Annotated in this window: 17 protein-coding genes; 6 read left to right on the top strand and 11 right to left on the bottom strand. The window is 38.8% G+C overall.

Annotated elements, in window-relative coordinates; translation table 11 throughout:
* Positions 1-19 precede the first annotated feature (19 nt).
* Complete coding sequence (locus ACRD62_RS02355; RefSeq protein ID WP_430818510.1) at positions 20-511, top strand: hypothetical protein; 492 nt, start codon at positions 20-22, stop codon at positions 509-511.
* A gap of 29 nt (positions 512-540) precedes the next feature.
* Here ACRD62_RS02355 and ACRD62_RS02350 read toward each other — a convergent pair whose 3' ends face one another.
* From ACRD62_RS02350 to ACRD62_RS02310, 9 genes are all read right to left on the bottom strand, one after another.
* Positions 541-1,884: a saccharopine dehydrogenase family protein gene (locus ACRD62_RS02350; protein WP_430818509.1), complete on the bottom strand. Its 1,344-nt coding sequence runs from the start codon at positions 1,882-1,884 to the stop codon at positions 541-543.
* An 11-nt stretch (positions 1,885-1,895) separates the two neighbouring features.
* Positions 1,896-3,116, bottom strand: coding sequence for an NAD(P)-dependent oxidoreductase (locus ACRD62_RS02345; protein ID WP_430818508.1), 1,221 nt, complete (start codon positions 3,114-3,116; stop codon positions 1,896-1,898).
* A 107-nt stretch (positions 3,117-3,223) separates the two neighbouring features.
* On the bottom strand, positions 3,224-4,762 hold the full coding sequence (amaB, locus tag ACRD62_RS02340) for an L-piperidine-6-carboxylate dehydrogenase (RefSeq protein WP_430818507.1): 1,539 nt from the start codon (positions 4,760-4,762) through the stop codon (positions 3,224-3,226).
* A 20-nt stretch (positions 4,763-4,782) separates the two neighbouring features.
* Complete coding sequence (locus ACRD62_RS02335) at positions 4,783-6,567, bottom strand: aconitase/3-isopropylmalate dehydratase large subunit family protein (protein ID WP_430818506.1); 1,785 nt, start codon at positions 6,565-6,567, stop codon at positions 4,783-4,785.
* 56 nt (positions 6,568-6,623) lie between these two features.
* Complete coding sequence (locus ACRD62_RS02330) at positions 6,624-8,435, bottom strand: aconitase/3-isopropylmalate dehydratase large subunit family protein (RefSeq protein WP_430818505.1); 1,812 nt, start codon at positions 8,433-8,435, stop codon at positions 6,624-6,626.
* A 72-nt stretch (positions 8,436-8,507) separates the two neighbouring features.
* Positions 8,508-9,074, bottom strand: coding sequence for an HDIG domain-containing metalloprotein (locus tag ACRD62_RS02325; protein ID WP_430818504.1), 567 nt, complete (start codon positions 9,072-9,074; stop codon positions 8,508-8,510).
* Positions 9,075-9,090: 16 nt separating this feature from the next.
* Complete coding sequence (locus ACRD62_RS02320; protein ID WP_430818503.1) at positions 9,091-10,284, bottom strand: isocitrate/isopropylmalate dehydrogenase family protein; 1,194 nt, start codon at positions 10,282-10,284, stop codon at positions 9,091-9,093.
* Positions 10,285-10,347: 63 nt separating this feature from the next.
* Positions 10,348-11,907, bottom strand: coding sequence for a citrate lyase subunit alpha (citF, locus tag ACRD62_RS02315; protein ID WP_430818502.1), 1,560 nt, complete (start codon positions 11,905-11,907; stop codon positions 10,348-10,350).
* Positions 11,897-13,102, bottom strand: coding sequence for an aldolase/citrate lyase family protein (locus ACRD62_RS02310; RefSeq protein ID WP_430818501.1), 1,206 nt, complete (start codon positions 13,100-13,102; stop codon positions 11,897-11,899). The genes citF and ACRD62_RS02310 overlap by 11 nt, the downstream gene beginning before the upstream one ends.
* A 280-nt stretch (positions 13,103-13,382) precedes the next feature.
* Here ACRD62_RS02310 and ACRD62_RS02305 point away from each other — a divergent pair, with 280 nt between their 5' ends.
* The 4 genes from ACRD62_RS02305 to ACRD62_RS02290 all read left to right on the top strand — a co-directional run bounded on the left by ACRD62_RS02305 (position 13,383) and on the right by ACRD62_RS02290 (position 15,683).
* Complete coding sequence (locus tag ACRD62_RS02305; protein ID WP_212216734.1) at positions 13,383-13,589, top strand: DUF3820 family protein; 207 nt, start codon at positions 13,383-13,385, stop codon at positions 13,587-13,589.
* Between the two features lie 35 nt (positions 13,590-13,624).
* Positions 13,625-14,512, top strand: coding sequence for an AraC family transcriptional regulator (locus ACRD62_RS02300; protein ID WP_430818500.1), 888 nt, complete (start codon positions 13,625-13,627; stop codon positions 14,510-14,512).
* An 84-nt stretch (positions 14,513-14,596) separates the two neighbouring features.
* Positions 14,597-14,995, top strand: coding sequence for a hypothetical protein (locus tag ACRD62_RS02295; RefSeq protein WP_321411884.1), 399 nt, complete (start codon positions 14,597-14,599; stop codon positions 14,993-14,995).
* On the top strand, positions 14,976-15,683 hold the full coding sequence (locus tag ACRD62_RS02290) for a pirin family protein (protein WP_430818499.1): 708 nt from the start codon (positions 14,976-14,978) through the stop codon (positions 15,681-15,683). The genes ACRD62_RS02295 and ACRD62_RS02290 overlap by 20 nt, the downstream gene beginning before the upstream one ends.
* 58 nt (positions 15,684-15,741) lie before the next feature.
* On the opposite strand, the gene ACRD62_RS02285 is transcribed toward ACRD62_RS02290, so the two are convergent.
* Together ACRD62_RS02285 and ACRD62_RS02280 are read right to left on the bottom strand one after the other, a co-directional pair.
* Positions 15,742-16,626: a DUF3078 domain-containing protein gene (locus tag ACRD62_RS02285; protein ID WP_430818498.1), complete on the bottom strand. Its 885-nt coding sequence runs from the start codon at positions 16,624-16,626 to the stop codon at positions 15,742-15,744.
* A gap of 88 nt (positions 16,627-16,714) precedes the next feature.
* A complete protein-coding gene (locus tag ACRD62_RS02280) occupies positions 16,715-17,536 on the bottom strand; it encodes a mechanosensitive ion channel family protein (protein ID WP_430818497.1) in 822 nt (273 codons plus the stop codon).
* Between the two features lie 137 nt (positions 17,537-17,673).
* On the opposite strand from ACRD62_RS02280, the gene ACRD62_RS02275 reads away from it, so the two are divergent.
* Entirely contained in the window at positions 17,674-18,285 is a 612-nt protein-coding gene (locus tag ACRD62_RS02275; RefSeq protein WP_430818496.1) for an HAD family hydrolase, read from the top strand.
* Positions 18,286-18,296: the final 11 nt, after the last annotated feature.

Here is an 18,296-nt window from a genome sequence, read left to right as displayed (position 1 = left end):
TTTCAACTACACATCCGTTATGAAGTGGAAAGCTATTAACTACTTTATTACGCTGACAGCATTGATAAGCTGGGGGTTTTGCCTAATTCAAAATTCCTCGTCTGGTATGAAACAAAAACTGGATGCAATTTTCACTTCTGATAGAATCACAATTATCATAGAGCATCATGGAGGATATACCGCTTCTTATCTTGGAAAAAGCACCTTACTTATTCGTAAAGTCAATAACGATACAACTTATTCGGTAAGTTATAAAGATGCCATTGATAGAAAAAAATTAGCCTATACAATCAATACAACTGAGCTGCAAGAACTAAAAGATTTAGTTTCTGAATTGATAGACCATCATGATCCTAATAAAAAACTATCAGGTGACTGTTTGACCATAGATAAAAACTACCAGCTGCAATCACCGGACGAAAGTCTTACAATTAAACCCGCAAAAAACTATTGTAATTCATATTGTGTTATTAATTGGATTTATCAACATGATCTTCAACCTAAAAAATAAAATAACGATTACATTTAGGTTTAATCATCCTATTTACAATCATCAATAATCTTTTCCTGGAAATTAATTCCATATTCTTTTAATTCTTGCAAAACCGGTTCGTATATCTCCTTAACGGTTGGTATTTGTACTCCGGAGAGTTTGATTTTACCTTCAAGATAAAGCCTGACGATAATTGCCAGGGGTAGTCCCACGGTTTTTGCCATGGCAGTGCGCACGTTATTTTGCCCTTCAACCACAAGTGAAGATGTCAGACAAGTATCTTTTTCATCTCCATCCATACGGTATAAAAATTTATGCCACATCACCACCATATCCTTCTCGTTTGGATGCAGAACCCATTTCTCTGTCAAAAGCTTTTCCAACACCTGCGCAGGAGTTGCTTTTTTTAGTCCAATTGGTTTGTTTTTCAGTATTTCCAGCCAATCTAACCTTTCAATTATATCCGAATCCTGATCGATGTGCATGTAATGATATAACTTTGTTTCAACAGAATCGGACGGATGATAATAAAGAAACGAATTGATAAAATCGCGGTAGGTCATTCCATCTGCCAAATCCATTTCGAATGAGTCATCGGTAATGCCCAGTTGAACAAACACATTCCAGGCCCTGCAAAATCCGGGTCGACGAAGGGTGCCACGATATATGGTAGGAATATCCTGCAGATTATATTTTTCTATGTATTTAAGCGAATCACGATTGGCATACCCTTCAAACTTACCATACCCATCAATTTCAATTATTTCGGTGCGACGAAACAAACGGTTGTAGGGAATATATTTATATTTTCCTTCCTGAATAAACTTAGCTGTTCCACCCTGCCCTGCCACCACAACATTACGTGGATTCCATGAGAATTTATAATGCCAGGGATTATCATCCGATTCCGGAGCAACCAATCCGCCTGTAAAAGATTCAAAGGCTTTCAACTCATATCCATCAGCCTTAATTCTGTCCAGTATCTGCATGGCAGACATATGATCAATTCCCGGATCAAGTCCTGCTTCATTCAAAAACAACAATCCTTTTTCCTTCACCTTATCTTCCATACTCTTTATTTCCTCCGATTCATAGGAAGCTGTAAAAAGAGATTTTCCTTCCTCAACACATACTTTAGCCACTACCGAATGTAAACGGGCTGGCAATAATGAAACCACCACACTGCTGTTTCTTACCTCTTTAACCAAACGTTCAGCATCAAACAGATCAAGCCTGAGAATATTTGTATCACTACTTACCTGTCCCTGAATATTGGAGATATCCTTATCAACAACAGTTACTTGCCAGTTATTATCAGATGCATAATTTTCCAGGTAATTTATCAACGCAATGGCAGATCGCCCCGCTCCTATTATAAGTATGTGCTGCATACGCCTTGTTTTTATGTATGATGATGTTTACGACTTGAGGCAAAATCCTCCAGATATTTGAATCTCTCAGTCAGTTCTCCGTCTTCTGCAATAGTTGCTCGTTCTATCACTCCTTCTCTGTCTGCTTTAATAATAAAATCCATAATTCTATTCAAAAGATGACTACCAAATTCCCGCGATGCATCTTTGGGTAACTCATTGGGCAGGTTATCGATTGTCATCATGGTTACGTTACTCTCTGATGAAAAAGCAGGTTCCTCATTCATGGTAAAGGGATTGAAATCGTAATAGGGATCTCCAATTCGGCACGCCCTTATGGTGGAAGGAATTGAACCACCTATATCACATGTTATATCGGCAATCACCCTGATTTTAAAATCATCTTCACGCATATCATTCATGGTAAATAAAACAGGTGCCTGTGGATCCCAGTATGCTGCAGAAATGAGCATGTCGGTATGTTTACAAAAACGTTTAAAATTACCTTTATACTCTTTAGGATGTCTGAAAAAATGGAACAGGTCAAAATCAGCCATTCCCTTATGAAGATTATATTCACCGGGATATAATTGCACGTAGCATAACTCATTGTACTGATTATTCAGATATTCCTCTACCGACAAGCGCCTTACTCCCAATTCCTCCATAATCTCAATTACGCCCCCAGCCACTCGACCACTACCTGTAATGGCTATTTTGATTGGAGGTAGCTGAACCTTTTTCAGTTCCTTCAACAATTCTACCTTATCCGTGCATTGATGGGCCGGTTTAAGATGGTAAAAGCCATAACGATTGCCATAAGTCAATAATGCATTGTATGCTCCTACCAAACCTGCATATTTTCCGAAGCCTAATAATCGCATCCCTTTTTTATCAGTAAGCAACTCGTAATCAATCAAACGAATATGCTTATCCAAAACTGTCTGTAATAGTTTCCGGTTATGTTCCTGCTTTTTAATTGTATGAGAGAAAAATAAATATGACTTCTCTTTTATGAGATTCTCAACAGGCACTTCCTTTACACCCATAAAGAAATCACAGCTACTAATATCCTCCTTTACAGTAACTCCCTGACGACGATAATCATCATCAGTAAAACATCGAATCTGACTTGATTCAACTTCAATGCTTAGTTTTGGATATAAATTCAACAGTGTTTTACATTGCTGAGGCGTTAAAGGGACCCGCTTATCAGGCGGTATCTTACCTTCCTTGAGAATTCCCAGTTTCATGATATACTATTTTATGTTATTTTTTTTAATAGCTCGAAGTTGAGAGTCCGCATTCGGCATGTTAACTTTCCACTTAAACCTTTCAACTTCGGACATCGGACTTAAACCTAGATATTGAACTCTATCCCTTGCGCCAAAGGCAAATCAGTACTATAGTTGATGGTATTGGTTTGTCGACGCATATAAGCTTTCCAGGCATCAGAACCCGATTCACGACCACCACCTGTATCTTTTTCACCTCCAAAAGCACCACCAATCTCAGCACCCGATGTTCCAATATTTACATTGGCAATACCACAATCCGATCCTTCATGAGACAGGAAACGTTCTGTTTCAAGCATATTTCTTGAAAAGATGGCGGATGATAATCCTTGAGGCACACCATTATGAAGAGCAATGGCTTCATCCATATCCTTATATTTAAGCAAATACAATAGCGGAGCAAAGGTTTCTTCCTGTACAATCTGATAGTGGTTCTGAGCCTCAGCAATAGCAGGCACTACATAGCATCCTGATTCATATTCCTTACCACTCAACACATCTCCTCCGTAAAGAATGGTCCCTCCTTCAGCTTTTACCTTTTCAATGGCATCCTGATAAGTTTGAACAGCCCCCTTATCGATCATTGGTCCAACCAGCGTTTTTGAATCCAATGGATGACCAATATGAATGCTCTTATAAACACTGATCAGCTTTTCCTTCATCAATTCATAAACCGATTCATGAATAATGATTCTGCGAGTAGAAGTACATCGTTGACCACAGGTTCCAACAGCTCCAAATACGATTGCACGTAAAGCCATCTCCTGATCAGCGTCAGGGGTAACAATAATGGCATTATTTCCACCCAGTTCTAATATGTATTTCCCTAGTCGTTCACCCACTAAACGACCAACTCTCTTTCCTATGCGGGTTGATCCAGTAAAAGAGATTAATGGGATATTTCTGTCGCTAAACAATTCATCTCCCAGATATTTCGATCCGGTTGCCACCAGATTCAATACACCTTCCTGAATATTGTTTTCCTTTAATACCTTCTGCACTATTTTATGAACAGCAATGGCACAAAGCATTACCTTAGATGAAGGTTTCCAAACTACCACATCGCCACAAACCAAAGCAATCATAGCGTTCCATGCCCAAACAGCAACAGGGAAGTTAAATGCCGAAACCACACCTACAATTCCGAGGGGATGATATTGATCGTACATTCTGTGTTTCGATCTTTCGGAATGCATGGTTGAACCATATAATTGTCGGGACTGCCCCACTGCAAAATCACAGATATCAATCATTTCCTGAACTTCGCCCAGACCTTCCTGATAGATCTTTCCCATCTCATAAGAAACCAGCTTACCTAAAGCCTCTTTGTGTTTTCTCAACTCAAGCCCAATCTGTCGAACCAACTCACCCCGAACGGGTGCCGGCACCATCCTCCAGTCTTTAAATGCCTTTTGTGCAGTCTGAATAACATGATCATACTCTTCTTTTGTGGCCTGTTTAATGCCAGCAATTTGTTCTCCGTCTGCCGGGGAATTACTGGTAATCACATCTCCATTTGTTTGTATCCATTCGGTACCTGTGCAAATACCATTGTTAATCTTCTCGATTCCTAATTCTTTAAGTGCTTCTTTTATTCCGTACATGTTATATGTTTTTATATTTCTTAATTTCTTGTTTTTGACATACTAAGTGAATTAACTAAACCTCCATTGGTTAGTATTTCCATCAATTTATCAGGAAGTGGTGCAAAGGTGTAATTCAGTCCATTTATTACTACTCTACCTGCTTTAAAATCAATTTCCACCTCATCTCCTTTTTGATATGCTTCCACTGCTTTGGGTAAAACGATGATAGGTAATCCCTGATTAACAGCTGAGCGGAAGAAAATACGTGATACTGATTTTACAATGATGGCTTTAATACCAACATACCTCAAGCCTACTGATGGATGCTCGCGTGAACTGCCACATCCAAAATTTGCCCCGCATATCATGATGTCACCTTCTTGCACTGTTGCAGCAAACGATTCATCAAAATCGCGAAATAAATAAGGCGCTATCTTTTCAGGTTCAGAACTGTTAATCTCATAGGTCAAACTACCTGTAAACATCTGATCAGTATTCAGATTATCTGCATCCTGGTATGCCCAAACTCCATTAATTCTTCGATTATCATTTTTCTTTATTGCTATGGTAGAAGCTTCTTTTTTCTCATACGAAAACTTATGATTTTTCTTTCTCATAGGAGATAAGATGCGCCCATGAATGGCAGATAAAGCAACTGTGGCTGGTGATGCCAAATAGATAGATGCATTCTTATTTCCCATTCTCCCTAAGAAGTTACGATTGGCAGTACTGATAACAGTAACTTCATCAGCCGGAATACCTTGACCCGTTCCTAAACAAGGACCACATGATGGTGACAAAACATTGGCACCCGCTTCCATAAAAATATCAATGAGCCCTTCCTTGTTAGCTTGTCGGTAAATTGCTCTTGAGGCAGGTATTATCAATAGCTGAAAGCCATCGGGTACACATTGGCCTTTAAGTATCAATGCTGCTTCACGCAGATCTTCAATTCGTCCGTTCGTGCATGTTCCTATTAATGCCTGCTGCACCTCGGTACCTGCCACCTCATCCACACTTTTAATATTATCAACATGGTGAGGGCATGCCACTACCGGGAATAACTCATCCAGTTGAAGTGTAATCTCTTTTGTATAAACAGCATCTTCATCAGCCCAGACTCCTTCCTTATCTTCTTCAAGGAATTCTGATAATACCTCATCGAAAGGAAAAACAGCATTTTTGGCTCCCATCTCCGAGGCAAGATTCGCTATAGTCATCCGGTCAGCAATAGTTAAATTACGGATACCCTCACCATGATATTCAATCGACATATAATCAGCACCGGCAGAACCGATCATACCAATAATGTACAAAGCCACATCTTTGGCAAAAACACCTTGTGGTAGTTTACCGTTCAGGGTAATCTTTATCGACTCGGGCACTCTGAACCACGTCTCGCCCTGTTTCCACAAACCTGCTGCCTCAGTACGATCGATACCCGTGGCAAAAGCATTAAACGCTCCGGCTGTGCAAGTATGACTATCACTACCCACGATACACATGCCTGGCAATGCATATTCAGCCATCATCTGATGACAGATACCATTTCCTGCATCATGAAATTTTCGAACCTTGTTTTGATATACAAATGTTCTGATTTGCTGATAGTCATTTGCCAGTTTGGCATTCGTTGGTGGTGCATTATGGTCGAGAACCACCATCAACTGATCTCGATCGTTCAGTTGATTGCCACCCATCTTCCTGAATATCTTCTCAATGGCAGCTGTATTATCATGCGACAATACAATATCAGGCTTCTTAAATACGATTGATCCCTGAGGCGCATCAAATATCTTTTCAACAAATGTTCTTCCTGACATACATTTTAAGCTTATGGCCTACAGCTAATAGCTTTCAGCAGATTCAAATTTTATTTCTACATATCAATAGCTAACAAATCTCCTTTCTGATAAATCTTCATTTGAACTTCAGAGAAAGGCCGAATCATCATCATCTTATTATTCTTCAAATTGGTAATTTGTCCCTTTTCCAAATCAATTCTGATGGCATCTCTGTTTTCCAGTTCCAGTTCTGATAAGTCATTATAATTTAATACCGGGAACCCTGCATTGATGGCATTACGCTCATAAATAGCCCCAAATGATTTGGCCAGAACACATAAGTTTCCCAGCGACTTAAAGCAATCTACTGCCTGTTGACGCGAACTCCCTGCTCCGAAATTCTTACCTGTAATAACAATATCACCGGCTTCCGATTTCTGGGCATAATCTTCCCATTCTTTCAGGTTGTCAAAAGTGTATTGCCCCATTTGATCAATATCTGTAATGGCCAGGTATCGATTATGAAAAATCATATCCGTATCGATGTTATCTTCATCAATCAACCATACTTTACCTTCCAGGATCAATGGCTTTAATGCTGTTTTTTCTTCCCTTACAGTGATTTGGTATTTTAATTCCGACGATGGTTTAAACACGCTCGGTTCGGCAGGTAGTAATGAAGGAGTAGTAATATGACCTGCAACTGCTGAAGCTGCAGCAACGGCAGGCGATGCCAGATACACTTCGCCTTTACCCTGCTTTCCGGCAAAATTACGATTGCCTGTACTTACAGTTTTCTCTCCTGGGCCGTTTTGCCCAACCTGACCACTGGCACAGCCTGCACAACCTGCATTCCCAACCAAAGCACCAGCTTCTTTAAAAATCTTTATCAGGCCTTCTTCCATGCAGGTATTCCAGATCTCATCTGTGGATGGCACAATCTTCAATACAATTCCGGGAGCTATGTTCTTACCATTCAAAATCTTGGCAACTACTCGCAAATCCTCCATTCTGCCATTAGTGCAGCTACCGATAAAAACAGAATCTATTTTAGTTCCTTGAACCTCTTTTACAGATACCACATCATGAGGCTTACCCGGTAATGCAATTGCCTGATAAAACTCGGATACGTCGATTTTTTCTACTAATGAATATTGAGCATCCTCATCAGCAGAGACTTGAGATACAGACTCACCTCTTCTTTCTTTAATATGTTCTAAAACTTTCTCTGATGGAGTAAAAAATATAGCTATTGCTCCCATTTCAGTAGCCATAGAAGAAATAGTAATCCTTTCATCCAATGTCAATTGATCAGCCACTTTACCGACTATCTCAACCGATAAACCGAGCAACGAATTAGCTCCGAATCTCTTAAGAAGATTCAAGGCAATATCCTTGGCTGAAATATAAGGAGGTCGCTTACCTGTTAATTCAATCTTAGCAGATTCGGGCACTTTAAACCAAACTGATCCCCTAGCCCAGGCTGCAGCAATATCCCTGTCACCCATACCCTGACCAAAGGCACCGATAGCCCCCAGTATATTGGCATGCGAATCAGTGGATACAAGTGTTGAACCGGGTATTGCCATCCCCTTATCAATAGCCAGATGCGTTCCGATACCACTGTTGATATCATAAACGCCAACTCTCTCCTCTCGTGCATATTGCCGACATAACTGCTGATTAGCAGCATATTTCTGATCCGACCCGGTGGGATTACAGTCGAAAGTGAAAAACGTCTTTTGAGGATCTGCCAATCGCAAACCATTATCTTTAAGATTTTTCACCACATTAGCGCCTCCAAAATCACGGGCCAGACGAACATCAATTTCAATGTCAACAATATCTCCCGGTACTACCGAGGTTTTATTGGCATGATTCGCTAATATTTTTTCTATGATAGTCATGAATAATGGTTAATTAATAGTTGTTAGTCGTAAACTCATTCAGTTCCTTCATTAATAATTGATTATTAATCATTAACTATTGGCTTTTTTTAGTCGGCTCTTAAATGGCAAAAAGGTCATAAAGTCGGCATGATGAACAACGTAGGCTTCTGTCGATCTTTTTACCATGTCACCCTCTCCGGCATGGGTTGCAATGATATGGCAAACTTCGGCAGGCACCTTACATTCTTCGGCAAGCGAAACACCCGAAAAAGGATGACGAAGGTATTTGCCATACATTCCCTGAACAGCTTTTCCTTTTTCATCCAGTTCGTATTCCAAAAGTTTACCCACATCAGCCAGAATAGCTCCTGAAACCAGCACATCCATATCAACAGGTAGTTCATCTTTGAAGAATTGATTCATCTTCAAACCACTTTCGTAGGCTATATGAACCACTGCCTTCTTATGATCCATAAATGTTACTTTCAAATCCGGACCACACAAAAGAGTAAAAGGAATGATATTCAAATCATCTGCAGATAGCACACTTCGCTCCAATGCCAATTCCCAGGTTTTGGTAACCTTCGAGCGCAGTTCCTCATTTTTTATCCAGTCTAACTCAGGCCAGAGTTTTAGCACCTCATTATGAGTATCCATTACTTCTGTTTTTCAATTATAATTTAGCTATTATAGCATCTGCCATTTGTTCAGTTGTAGCCGCACCTTTATCAATAACATCAGGCTTTCCTGGCATCTTAAGCATATCATAAGTGCGAACTTTTCCTTCTTCAATCACTGCAGCAATAGCTTTACGGATTTTCTCTGCCATTGCCCCTTCATCAATATAATCGAGCATCATACAAGCTGATTCAATCATTGCAACAGGATTCACAATTGATCTTTGGTAATCGGCATATTTTGGGGCAGAGCCATGTGTTGGTTCAAAAACAGCCACTCCACTCTCTCCCATTTGAGCACTGCAGGCAAATCCTAAACCACCAATCAATCCAGCAAAACCATCGGAAAGAATATCGCCAAACATGTTGCCAGCCACCATCACTCCATAAGTTTCAGGATTCTTGGTCAACCACATCATTTGGGCATCAATATTTGTATTCCACAGTTCTATTTCCGGGTAATCATTCTTTTGAAGTTGTTGTGCCATTTTATACATCATTCCTGATGTTTCGCGAATCACGTTGGGTTTTTCGCAAACCGTAACCGATTTATATCCATACTTCCGGGCATGCTCAAAAGCAGCCCGAAGAATGCGTTCCGTAGCATGTTTGGTAAAAATGCGGGTTGAAACCGATAATTCTTCTTTAGGCGTACTTCCAAAATTCTTAACAAACTGAGGGTGTGTCATCAAAGCCTCATAAACAATTCCATTGGGAGCACTCCATTCTACTCCTCCATACAACCCTTCTGTATTCTGACGAAAAATAGGTACGTCAACCATTGGTTCTTCCACCTCACCGTTAGCACCTCTTCGGATAAAATTCAACGGATTACCTTTATATGTTTTACAAGGTCGTAAGCAAATATCCATTTTAAAATGCTGACGAAGTGCCACTATGGGGCTTTTATAAACCAACCCTCTACCCTGTAAATCAGCATTTAATTCAGCACTGGCTTCGTCTTTTGGCTTAGATGTAATGGCACCAAACAACCCTATTTTATGTTCTTCGAGTAACTTAATAGTTCTTTCCGGCAGCGGATTGCCCTCATTACACCAAAATTCCCAACCAATATCACCTTCAACATAATTGGCATCAAAGCCTGCTGCACTTAAAACTCTTATTGCCTGATCCAAAACAATGCGTCCGATTCCGTCGCCTGGCATTGTAACTATGGTTCGTTTATTCATAATATTGACTGTTAGACTTTTATAAATTAGATAATAGAATTGTTTTCAATTGTTGCTTTAATATTATTGATCAGCCACCTGATGTACCACATCAATGACGGTTCCATCAACCCATTTAATGGCCGCTACAATTTTATCATTTGGCTTTGGCCGCTGGGGTTTACCACAAATATGCTCTGCTTCTTCTTTTAGTTGTTGAATGGTTTTAACAGGTAAACCTGATCCTTTCACCTTATCAATCAAATCAGTTCGTAATGGATTGATAGCAATACCTCGTTCTGTTACAATCACATCTATCAATTCTCCGGGTCCGCAAAGTGTAGTTACCTCATCAACTATAACAGGAATGCGATCGCGGAACAAGGGTAACGGTAGAATAACCGTTTTTGAGAACAAACAATTCTGCCATCCACCGATACCATGCATCAGGTAACCATCGGAGTGTGTAACCACATTGGCATTGAAATTGACATCAACCTCGGTAGCGCCCAAAATCACTACATCAACCAGTCCGGCAAAATTACCCTTGCCATGATAGTTATAGCTGGTAAAAGGACTTGTCCAGACATGATTCGGATTCTCGCGCATGGATCGAACTCCTTCCAAATCAAAAGTCTGACCATCCATAATGTATTCCACCAATCCTTCTTCCATTAAATTTACCAGGTATTGATTACTTCCGCCACGGGCAAAACGTGCTTTAATGTTTTTACGACGCATGATATCGCCAAAGTAAATACCTATGGATAGAGCTGTTCCGCCAGCACCTGCCTGAAATGAGAATCCATTATGAATGATGCCTGTTACCTCACAGAATTTAGCAGTCATCTCAGCTATAAGAAGTCGATCAGGGCTTTTTGTTACCTGTGTTGTTCCCGACACTATTTTTTCAGGTATGCCTACCTTATCAACTAAAACAGTAAAATCAACATAATTGCCTTGAATCTGCCAGGGAACACATGGAAATGGTACCAAGGTATCTGTTACCACAATCACCTTTTCGGCATATTGCGAATCGGCTAATGCAAAACCCAGCAATCCGCTGTTTGATTCACCATTAATACCATTGGCATTACCAAATGCATCAGCGCACGAAGCTGCAATCACAGCTATATCTATCTTCACTTCTCCATCCTGAACAGCCTGATAACGACCACCATGAGAACGTAAAACAGCTGTCTTCGACATTTTACCTTCACTGCAAAATTTGCCGAGTGGCCCGTTCATGCTTCCCTCTATATGACTTATGGTTCCATCTTCGAGATAGGGAATCAGATGATCATGACAGGGAAAAGAGGCTGATGGAAACCAACGCAGGTTCTTCACTCCCATCTTCTTTGCTACATCAAACACCATATTGGCAACCAAATCACCGTTTCGGAAATGATGATGAGTCGAAATAGTCATACCATCCTTTAAACCGGCTCTTATCAAAGCTTCCTCCAGGTTTTTAACCTGTTTATTTCCATCCAAAGGATAATCTGCACATGACGATATTCTGGGTGCCATTTTATTTCCTTCAGGCTTATATTTCCCAACTCCCTTAAACGGAATGACTTTCTCCCCATTTACCATTTCAGGAATCCAACGTCCGGCAGCATTCTTTACTAATTTATCCGACATAAGCTTCCCTCCAGTCTTTTGATAGCTTTCCGGTTAGAACAGCCATATCAATTAATTTCTGTGCCCGTTTTACTACCGGAGGATCAATCATCTTTGAACCCAAAGCAACCACGCCACTTCCATTCTCCAAAGCAATTTGAAAAGCATTAACAATCTTCTTTGCTTTCTCAATTTCAGCATCATTGGGAGCATATCCCTGATTGATATAACTAATCTGTCGAGGATGGATACATCCCATTCCGGTAAATCCAAGAGCTTTGGATTCTGCTATGTTTTTGGTCAAGGCATCCATATCTTCAATATCAGAAAATACAGAGTCGATTGCCTGTTTACCTGCCGCTTTAGCCGCATTAACAACAGCTGAACGGGCATAAAATGATTCTCTGGCTTCGTTGGTTCGCTGAGCTCCAATATCAGCGGTGTAATCTTCCAATCCAATGGCAAGAGCTACTACATTTTCTGATGCTGATGCAATTGCATAAGCATTTTGAACTCCTAATGCGCTTTCAATTATTGGCATCAGATGTACAGGAAAGGTCTTATCCTTTTTAACTTGTTGAATTCTTTCCTCTGTAAGATGAATATCATCAGCACTTTCGCATTTGGGTATTAATATCAGATTGACTCCTTCATTTGCAATCCAGTCTATATCATCCAAGCCCGCAGCAAGTTGATTAATGCGAACCATACGCTCAGCTCCGTAAAAATTAACTGATCGCAAAGCATTTCTCACAAGGATACGTGCCTCTTCTTTTTTATCCGGAGCCACACTGTCTTCTAAATCAAGAATTACTCCATCAGCCCCATAAATGCCGGCATTTAGCATCAACTTGGGGTTGTTTCCCGGAAGGTATAAACGTGAGCGGCGAATGTGATCTTGTGGGGTAGCGATACTATTGCCATCTTCCAAACTGGTGAGATACGTTTGATCAGTAATAATAAGTTGATGTATAGCTGCTTCAATACGTGCAGCAATCACAAAAGGCAATGCTCCTTTGTCCTCAATACTGAGAACAGCATGCCTTACATCAAAAAACTTTAAAACCTCGCGACATAGTTTGTTAATTTGATTGCCATATAGCTTACTAACTTTGCTTCTTACATTAACACAAATACCTCCCTGCTCTTTAAGTTCAAGCCGTACAAAACAATCAGAACGTACTGCATCACCTATATTTCCTGCTTGTGCAATCATATTGTTATGATTATTAATTTGCCATTCACAGGACCGAATTTTCGGTCATTAACTCACAAAACTTCCTTTCCCCAAATTCAGCTTTAAATGATAGAATGACCCAACTTATTCAAAATTCAATTTCATCTGAACACATTGCAATATATGTTTATTTTAAAACTCTAACAATACTTTTTGTTTTATTTTTAACTTATACTTGTTTTTAGTTATATTTTAAACTTTGTTAGTGTGATTCATTATTAATTGAGTTGATTACCTTTGCTGGTAAAAAGAAAAAGGAATGAATCCTGAAATATTAGTTAAGCTTACTAAAATGAGAATGCCCTATGGTAAATACCAGGGGCGAATCCTATGCGATCTACCTGAACCTTATCTGGTTTGGTATCATCAAAAAGGATTTCCGGAAGGGCAATTGGGAATGTTACTTCATACCTTATATGAAATTAAACTTAATGGATTGGAGTACCTGCTAAAACCATTACGTTAGTTCAAACCTTTCAATGTCAATTCTGTTTTTCTATTATGAACCAAGACATTATCAATAAATATTTAAATCCTGTAAAAAACACAGAACAACCATTTTTGCTGGTTAGTGAATTACAGCAATTGTGTTCTGCTGCACGAGATGCTAATAATACTGAACATTCTCATGATTTTTATACCATCTATTTATTGAAAGAAGGAGATGTGAATTATAGTACGGCTCATTTAAGCGAAAAAATTCCAACTCCCGGCCTACTGTTTATTGGTCCCGGCATTTTACACCGAATGGAGATTGCCCCAACTTCTATGGGAAGCACTGTGATATTTAACCATGCCTTTATCAATCTTGAACAAAGCACTTTTTTTAAAGACCTTCCTTTCTTTAGTGATGATCAGATTTATTCTCTTTTGCCATTAACTTCCAAATCGGCAGATGAATATGAGAATTTGATTCAGATGATGAAAAATGAATATCATGGCGAATTAAATGGAAACGGTTTATTATTGAAGAACTTTTTAAATGTGTTACTACTTAAGGCACAACACCAGCTTCATGAATCTCCTTTGCATTCCGGTGCTTCTATTCCATCTTCGCACCATTCAACATTATTACAGTTTAAGAAGTTATTAGGCGAACAATTTAATCAAACCCGCCAGGTAGCAGATTATGCACAGCAATTGAATATTCAACCCGAATGTCTGAACGAGGTTACAAAAGACCTGGCAGGAATAACGGCAAGTGAATTAATACGCAACAAAATACTTAACGAAACGCGCAAGTTATTATTTACTACCAATCTGAGTTTTAAAGAAATTGCATTACAACTGGGTTTTGAGGATACGGCCTATTTCAGCAGGTACTTTAAAAAGCATACTGGACAGACAATGAAGGAGTTTAGACAACACATTCAGAATTTGTCCAAATAAAGCTGGGATTTGTCCATTTTCTGACACTCTTCCATCCTCTACTTTTGCTTCATAAAATAATTAATAACAATAAAAATTTAAGAAATGAGCAAAGTAGCACTTATTACACGTTACATTTTAGGAGTATTATTGGTAATTTTTGGTTTGAATGGATTTTTTAATTTCATCCCAATGGATGCCCCAACAGGTGTAGCAGGAGAATTTATGATGGGATTATTTAAATCGGGTTATGTTTTTCCTGTTATTAAACTAATCGAAATTGCAACCGGAGTTGCCTTCTTAACCAATCGTTTTACTGCATTGGCATCGATAGTTTTTATGCCTATCGCTATTAATATTTTACTTTACCACGCAGTTCTTGAACCAGCTTCAGGCCTGATTGCTTATGTAGTATTTGTATTTGCCTTAATACAATTAATTGCTCACAAAGCATATTATATGCCTTTATTAAAACCAAAAACACATGCAACATATAATTCATAAAGCAGAAGATCGTGGCCATGCCAATCATGGCTGGCTCGATACCTGGCATAGCTTTAGCTTTGCCGGGTATTATAATCCTTCCAAAATACATTTTGGAGCCTTACGTGTAATCAATGACGACACCATTGCTCCTGGGATGGGATTCGGAACACATCCTCATGATAACATGGAGATTATCACCATTCCATTGGAAGGTGCTGTTAAACATGCCGATAGTGCAGGTCATGAAGAAGTAATCGGAGTAAATGAGGTTCAGGTAATGACTGCGGGTTCAGGTATTCAACACTCTGAGTTTAATGCGTCACAATCAGAAACGCTAAAACTACTTCAGATCTGGATATTTCCTGATGAAAAGAACCTTCAACCAGGTTACTCTCAATACAGGTATTCTGAATCCGAGTTTCATAATCAAATTAAGCCTGTGGTAGGAGGTCGAAAGGTAGATGCTCCCTTAAAGATTCATCAGAATACTGTTATAAGCATGGGTAAATTTGATGCTGGTCAAACAGTTGAATATACCTTTAGTGATGAAACAAATGGATTGTATACTTATCTAATTGAAGGAGAAGTTGAAATCGATGACAAAAAACTAAGCCGTAGGGATGCCATCGGAATTTGGGAAACTGAAACCATTAAACTGAACATTTCAAAAGATGCACACATACTATTTCTCGAAATACCGAAATAACAACAAAAAAAGGCAGTGATTATTGTTTTCACTGCCTTTCTATATTTGATTCTATCTGTTATTTTCCAAACTTATAACTCAAACCAAAACCGAATAATTGTTTAAACTGCACCTGCGGCCCCTGATCTACTCCGTCACTATCAGTATAACTGATATCATCATCATAAATAAGGTTAAACGAAGCTATTGCGCTTAAATAATCATTTACCTTGGCATTGAAAACCACTTCCCAGTTGACATCAACATTTTGTGGCTTATTAGCTAAATTAGAGAACAAATCCAGACGGGTAGCCACATCTACATTTTTTATAACGTTCGCTTTTTTAGCAGTTAATTTAACTGATGCACCATATTCTGCTCTAAGATTTTTGTCATCTTCAACCCCATAAGCCCCAACACTTGAAAGTGAATCATCCAACACAATGGTCATTTTTGAAGTTAATGGCGAGATGTATAACGAAAAATTATCTGAAGGTTTATAATCCATACCGAGTGAAAGATTCAGGTATCCAGGCGCCATAAACTCCGATACTTTCTTCGTATTTGCCGGTGGATCGCTAAAACCATTATCAAACTGCGTTTTAAAATCAAGTAATCCTGAATAGAACCAATGCTTACCAGCAGAATATCCATACTTGGAAACTACATAGATTTTATCTTCCGATTTGAAAGCGTTATCTGTTCCTTGTTTTGTCAATCCATAACCAAGATCAATTAAATTATCCCAATTGACCTTGTCTTTCTTATAGTTAAAATGTGTATTAAATAAAGCGGTTCCGGCAAGTGAGTTCTTTCCTCCGGCAGACCAGTTGGTTAAAGTTACCTGATTAAAAGTAAAAGAAGAGGTACCTCCAATAGTCCAATAAGTCGTATCCTTCATTGCATCCTGTGCCGACAACGACGTACTAAGCATGCAAATCAGTCCAAAAATTAATTTCCTCATGAGTCAGGGTGTTTATAAAAATAAGTAACAGTTCATAAAGATAAGACTCTACGAACCATTACTTATCTTAAAATTCATTTTTTATTAATTATTCTTTAATAATATGCACATCACGTTGTGGGAACGGAATAGAAATACCTTGAGCATCAAATTCCTTCTTCACATATTCCATCATATAGAAATATACTCCCCAGTAATCAGACGCATTAGCCCATACACGTGTTACTATATTCACAGAGTTATCACCATGTTCGATAACCGCAATGAATGGTTCCGGATCATTTAATACTTTATCGTTACGTGAAATAACTTCAGCAATCACTTGTTTTGCCTTGTCAATATCATCACCATAACCAATACCAAATTTAAAATCAACACGACGGGTTTCCTGTGCTGAATAGTTGATCATCGCACCTGTTGAAAGACCTCCGTTAGGAATAATTATCTTCTTGTTATCCGGTGTTAAAAGGATGGTATTAAATATCTGAATCTCCTGTACACTACCTGAATAACCCTGAGCTTCGATATAATCACCCACTTTAAAAGGACGAAGAATTAATAAAATGACCCCACCGGCAAAATTTTGTAAGGTTCCTGATAATGCCATACCTACTGCCAAACCAGCAGCACCCAGTATAGCAACAAAGGATGTCATATTTACACCCAGATAGGTTATAACACTGATAACCAACATTACTTTAAGAGTAACACTAACTATGCTAACCAGAAAAGGTACAAGCGTGGCGTCAATACTACGTGCAGTAAGTACCTTTTTAAAACCTTTTACAATTAGTCCTATAACCCAAAGACCAATAATAAGAATCAATAATCCAATAATCAGCTTACTACCATAAGTAATAACCATTTCCTGGATTTTCTCCATTTCAATTGTATAACCAAATAGTTCCATACGATTAAGTTAAGTTAATAAATGATAATGTTTATAAACAACAAAATTCTACTATTGTTTTAACAAGTTCAAGTCATGCTCAAAAAATATAAGATATTCATATAGAATAATTACCTTCGCAACCCAAAATTTAGCTTATGAAATTAAACAATAGTTCCTTACTTGGTACTGTTTTAGATAAAACTGAGATTGAAGCACTGATATTTGATATGGATGGTACATTGGTGGATACCTTGCCGGTTCATTATGCTGCATGGCTAAAGGCATGCAGCGAACACAATGTTCATTTCTCAATGGAATATTTCATTAAGCTAACCGGGAGACCAGCATTGGAACTAAGTAAAGATATTATTCGTGACTTTAACGTTCCGATGGAACCAATGGAACTCTGGGAAAAGAAAGAAGCTCTGGTAAAAGGACAGTTCAATAGGATGGAAGTATTTCCTGCCATTGCAGAGGTGATCTCACATTTTCATAAAAAAGTACCGATGGCTGTTGGCACTGGCGCTACCAAAGCTATGGCAACAGACATTCTGGAACTAACCAAAATAGATCATTATTTCGATTACATAGTAACCTCTGATGATGTTCAGAATTACAAACCTCATCCTGAAACCTTTTTAAAGTCCGCTGATTTCTTCGGTGTTGATCCATCCAAATGTCTTGTTTTTGAAGATGGACAGCTAGGTATTGACGCAGCCAAAGAAGCCGGGATGATGGTTATTGATGTGAAACCATTTTATTCGTAATATTGAATTAA

It is taken from the genome of Carboxylicivirga caseinilyticus (assembly GCF_050589785.1).
GTDB classification, from domain to species: domain Bacteria; phylum Bacteroidota; class Bacteroidia; order Bacteroidales; family Marinilabiliaceae; genus Carboxylicivirga; species Carboxylicivirga caseinilyticus.
This window is presented reverse-complemented; position numbering and strand designations above follow the sequence as displayed.